3 protein-coding genes are annotated in these 4,021 nt (G+C 42.6%); 1 reads left to right on the top strand and 2 read right to left on the bottom strand.

What is annotated here, in order from left to right; genetic code table 11:
* Positions 1-3 precede the first annotated feature (3 nt).
* Entirely contained in the window at positions 4-1,485 is a 1,482-nt protein-coding gene (gene miaB / locus V7D75_RS06130) for a tRNA (N6-isopentenyl adenosine(37)-C2)-methylthiotransferase MiaB (RefSeq protein ID WP_442968928.1), read from the top strand.
* Positions 1,486-1,579: 94 nt separating this feature from the next.
* On the opposite strand, the gene V7D75_RS06125 is transcribed toward miaB, so the two are convergent.
* Both V7D75_RS06125 and V7D75_RS06120 read right to left on the bottom strand, forming a co-directional pair.
* Positions 1,580-1,801 (bottom strand): hypothetical protein, encoded by a 222-nt coding sequence (locus V7D75_RS06125; protein WP_333613854.1) that lies wholly within the window; start codon positions 1,799-1,801, stop codon positions 1,580-1,582.
* Between the two features lie 48 nt (positions 1,802-1,849).
* Positions 1,850-3,064 (bottom strand): RtcB family protein, encoded by a 1,215-nt coding sequence (locus V7D75_RS06120; RefSeq protein ID WP_333613831.1) that lies wholly within the window; start codon positions 3,062-3,064, stop codon positions 1,850-1,852.
* Between the last annotated feature and the right edge of the window lie 957 nt (positions 3,065-4,021).

Here is a 4,021-nt window from a genome sequence, read left to right as displayed (position 1 = left end):
CGCATCGATGACGCTACTGTTGAGACCAGGGTTACTGCGCCTGCCGTTATGGCACTCGAAGCGTCAAACTCTGTTCAAGTGTCTACTGCCCAAACTCCAGTCAATGGCAGTGGTACGCCGAAAAAAGTCTTTGTCACCACTCAAGGCTGTCAGATGAATGTCTATGACTCTGGCAAAATGCTTGATGTATTGGGCGATTCACACGGGATGGAAGTTACCCATAATATTGACGAAGCCGATGTGCTATTAATGAATACCTGCTCAATTCGCGAAAAAGCGCAAGAAAAGGTGTTTTCAGAATTGGGCCGCTGGCGCAAATTAAAAGAAAAACGCCCTGATTTGGTTATCGGTGTTGGCGGCTGCGTGGCCTCGCAAGAAGGCGATAATATCCAAAAACGCGCACCTTATGTTGATATGGTTTTTGGGCCACAAACCTTACACCGTCTGCCAGAGCTGTATGACCAGTCGCATGAGCAGCGTTCTATCTCGCCTAAAAACCGTATCGGTACGGTGGATGTGTCATTCCCAAGTATTGAAAAGTTTGATTTTTTACCAGAACCAAGAGTAGAGGGCTATAAAGCCTTTGTCTCTATCATGGAAGGCTGCTCGAAGTATTGCTCATTTTGCGTCGTGCCTTATACGCGCGGCGAAGAATTGTCGCGTCCGCTTGATGATGTTTTGGCAGAAATTGATAGCCTTGCCACTCAAGGCGTGCGCGAGATTAACCTACTTGGTCAAAACGTCAACGGCTATCGCGGCGAAAAAGACGACGGCAGTATTTGCCGTTTCGCTGAGCTCTTGCATTATGTCTCGCATGTCGATGGTGTCGAGCGCATTCGCTATACCACCAGCCATCCGCTAGAGTTCACCGATGATATTATCGATGCTTATGCCAAGTTGCCAGAGCTGGTGTCACACCTGCATCTACCGGTTCAAAGTGGCTCAAATGCTATTTTGGCGGCGATGAAACGCAACCATACCATTGATGTTTATATCAATCAGATTAATAAGCTCAAAGCCATACGCCCTGACATTCACCTATCGAGTGACTTTATCATTGGCTTCCCTGGCGAGACTGATGAAGACTTCCAAGATACACTGAATTTGGCAAAAGAATTAAACTTCGATCACTCTTATAGCTTTATCTATTCTAAGCGTCCGGGCACACCAGCCGCAGAATTGCCTGACGATGTGAGTTTCGCAACCAAAAAAGCACGCTTGGCAGAATTTCAACAGGTTATTATCGATTCAACCCTTGCCAAAACCCATGAAATGGTCGGCACTACCACTCGCGTCTTGGTCGAGCAAGTGGCCAATCGTCACCCTGATTGCTTAATCGGCACAGCGGACAATACCCGTACCGTGATGTTCCCTTTTGACGTTGATAAAGTAGATGAGCTACTGGGTAAAATCGTCAGTGTACGCGTGACCGATTTTGTCAGTCCGCATATGGTAAAAGGCGAGCTTATCGAGGTATTGGCTTAACCCTTTATAAAAAACTGTATAAATAAAAAAGCCGCTCTCTATTTAAGTAGGGAGCGGCTTTTTTGTGCGTGGATGTTAAAATTGATTGTCTTTACTACGATAACCAATCGGTCTTCCGCAATTGCTGCTTAGTTTCGCGGCGACGTTTTTTGCGCACGATATCAATATCTTCTTTTTCATGAATACCGCCTTTTTTGAGCAGTGGATTTAACGCCAGATAATTTCGCGGTTTTATAGCACCAAGTAAGTTTTGATTGGCTGTAGCATCTTGCTGTTCAATCTGTTTGGCCTTTTTTAAGGTTTGTTTTAAGCTCATATTGTTACCTATATTTTTAATATCTCTAAATTTGTTTTGCAAAACCAACTAACCCTTAATGCACATTACTTGCTTCAGCGTATGCACCACTTCAACTAAGTCGGCTTGGTTGGCCATCACCTCTTCAATGTCTTTATAAGCACCGGGTATCTCGTCGATGACGCCTTTGTCCTTACGGCACTCAACGCCTTCGGTTTGCGCTTTGAGCTCATCAATGGTAAATGCCCGTATGGCTTTGCCTCGGCTCATTTGTCGCCCTGCGCCATGCGAGCACGAGCAAAACGATTCATCATTGCCAAGACCTCGGACGATAAAGGATTTTGCGCCCATAGAGCCGGGAATAATCCCCAGCTCACCTTGGTAGGCACTGATAGCGCCTTTACGCGTGACATAGACTTGCTCACCAAAATGTACCTCTTCATTGACGTAGTTGTGATGGCAATTGATGGCTTCTTTGGTCAGCTGAAAACGTGGCAACCCCGCTTGTGGTGACTGCATGGCTTTAATGACCAAACGCATCATTTCACGGCGGTTTTCTAGCGCATAATCCTGCGCCCAGCCTACCGCCTCAACATAATCAGCAAAACTATCAGAACCTTCAGCAAAGTAAGACAAATCCCGATCTGGCACATGACCAAAGCGCGATTGACGTTCTTTTTTGGCAAGATTAATAAAGTACTGACCGATACAGTTGCCAATGCCGCGACTACCAGAATGCAGCATGACCCAGACATCATTGTTTTCGTCTAAGCACAGCTCAATGAAATGATTGCCACCACCCAATGTGCCAAGTTGCTTTGCCCACGTGCGCTCAAAGCCTTTGAGCATCTTGAGCAAATCTGGATGCTTATCAGTAATCGGTTTTAAGCGTTTACCTAACGGGTCAAGCGTTGAGTTTTTGGCTTGGATTTGTTTGTGCATATTAAAGCCAACTGGCACTTGCTGCTCCACTACTGAGCGTAATGCCCTTAAACTATCAGGCAAATCACTTGCCGTCAGAGATAGACGCACCGCGTTCATACCGCAGCCAATATCAACACCGACTGCAGCAGGAATGATGGCGGATTTGGTCGGAATCACACTTCCAACGGTAGCGCCTTTACCAACGTGTACATCAGGCATCACCGCGATATGCGAATGTACAAACTCCAGCTGAGCCAAATTACGTAACTGCTGCATCGCCTCTTGCTCAATATCTGAGGTATAAATCTTGACTGGTACGCCAGATTTACTATTTTCATTTAATACTAATTGAATGCTCATAATGTATTATTTCCATTTTATTATTTTAATTACCATACAAAATATATTTTAATCTACCTATTTCTTTAACTTTATAATTTACTTATTGATTACCATTAAGTAAAACACTCAATAAGTTATTTTTCATAAGAAATAGACAATAAAATACCGCTTCTTTATTAATTAAAAAATCAATAAAAATGTATGATTAATTTATGATGGACGTTTTAAAAAGAATTTTTACGCTACCAAAATATTCAGCTTAAAAATAGCCAGCTTAGATAGCACACACATAAATAGTTATTTACTAAATAATAGCGTGAGCGGGGCGAGAATATTGGTAATAACAGTAAGGTAAAATTTTGGATAAACAGCTAACAGCAAGCGCGGAAATGCCGAGCACGATTACGAGCTATTTTAACATAGCGTACCTAGAAGAGGGATAGAGTGAGTAGATATAGAAGGCTATGCGTTAATATCAATAAACAAGATATCACTCATAGCTGATATATAAATTCAGCCAAACCTTTTCGAAGTCGTCATTGCTGTCATGCAATTTATACGTTCAATCTTTAAAAACGTTTTAATGTTTAAATAGGACACGATGATTCCTCCGTAGGTTGTGGCCAATGTCAGAGCGACAATAGCAGATTAATTGGGATGATATAGCACCTATAAAAGATAAGCGCTATAAATCAATGGGATAATAATAACGCCTTAACAAATAAAGTCAATAATTAATTTAATTATATAAAAATTCTCTAGAAAAAGTGTCACTTGTTAAAAAATCACGTTAAACATAAACCTGATTAATTCCTAAACCAAGAAACCATTTAAAACCTCAGCCAATAACGCCGCGGCAATTAAAATAAATATTACCCCGCAACCGCGATTGAGCCATGCCAACCGCTCACCAATATCGAGCCACCCCGCCAACTTTTTACCGCCAATGGTATAAATCAGCTGCCAAATCGTCTC

Source organism: Psychrobacter sp. (assembly GCF_036731945.1).
Taxonomy (GTDB): domain Bacteria; phylum Pseudomonadota; class Gammaproteobacteria; order Pseudomonadales; family Moraxellaceae; genus Psychrobacter.
This window is presented reverse-complemented; position numbering and strand designations above follow the sequence as displayed.

What these genes read in the sequence shown, in the direction of transcription:
- V7D75_RS06125 (WP_333613854.1), bottom strand. Translation starts at nt 1,801, where the DNA reads ATGAGCTTAAAACAAACCTTAAAAAAGGCCAAACAGATTGAACAGCAA.
- V7D75_RS06120 (WP_333613831.1), bottom strand. Translation starts at nt 3,064, where the DNA reads ATGAGCATTCAATTAGTATTAAATGAAAATAGTAAATCTGGCGTACCA.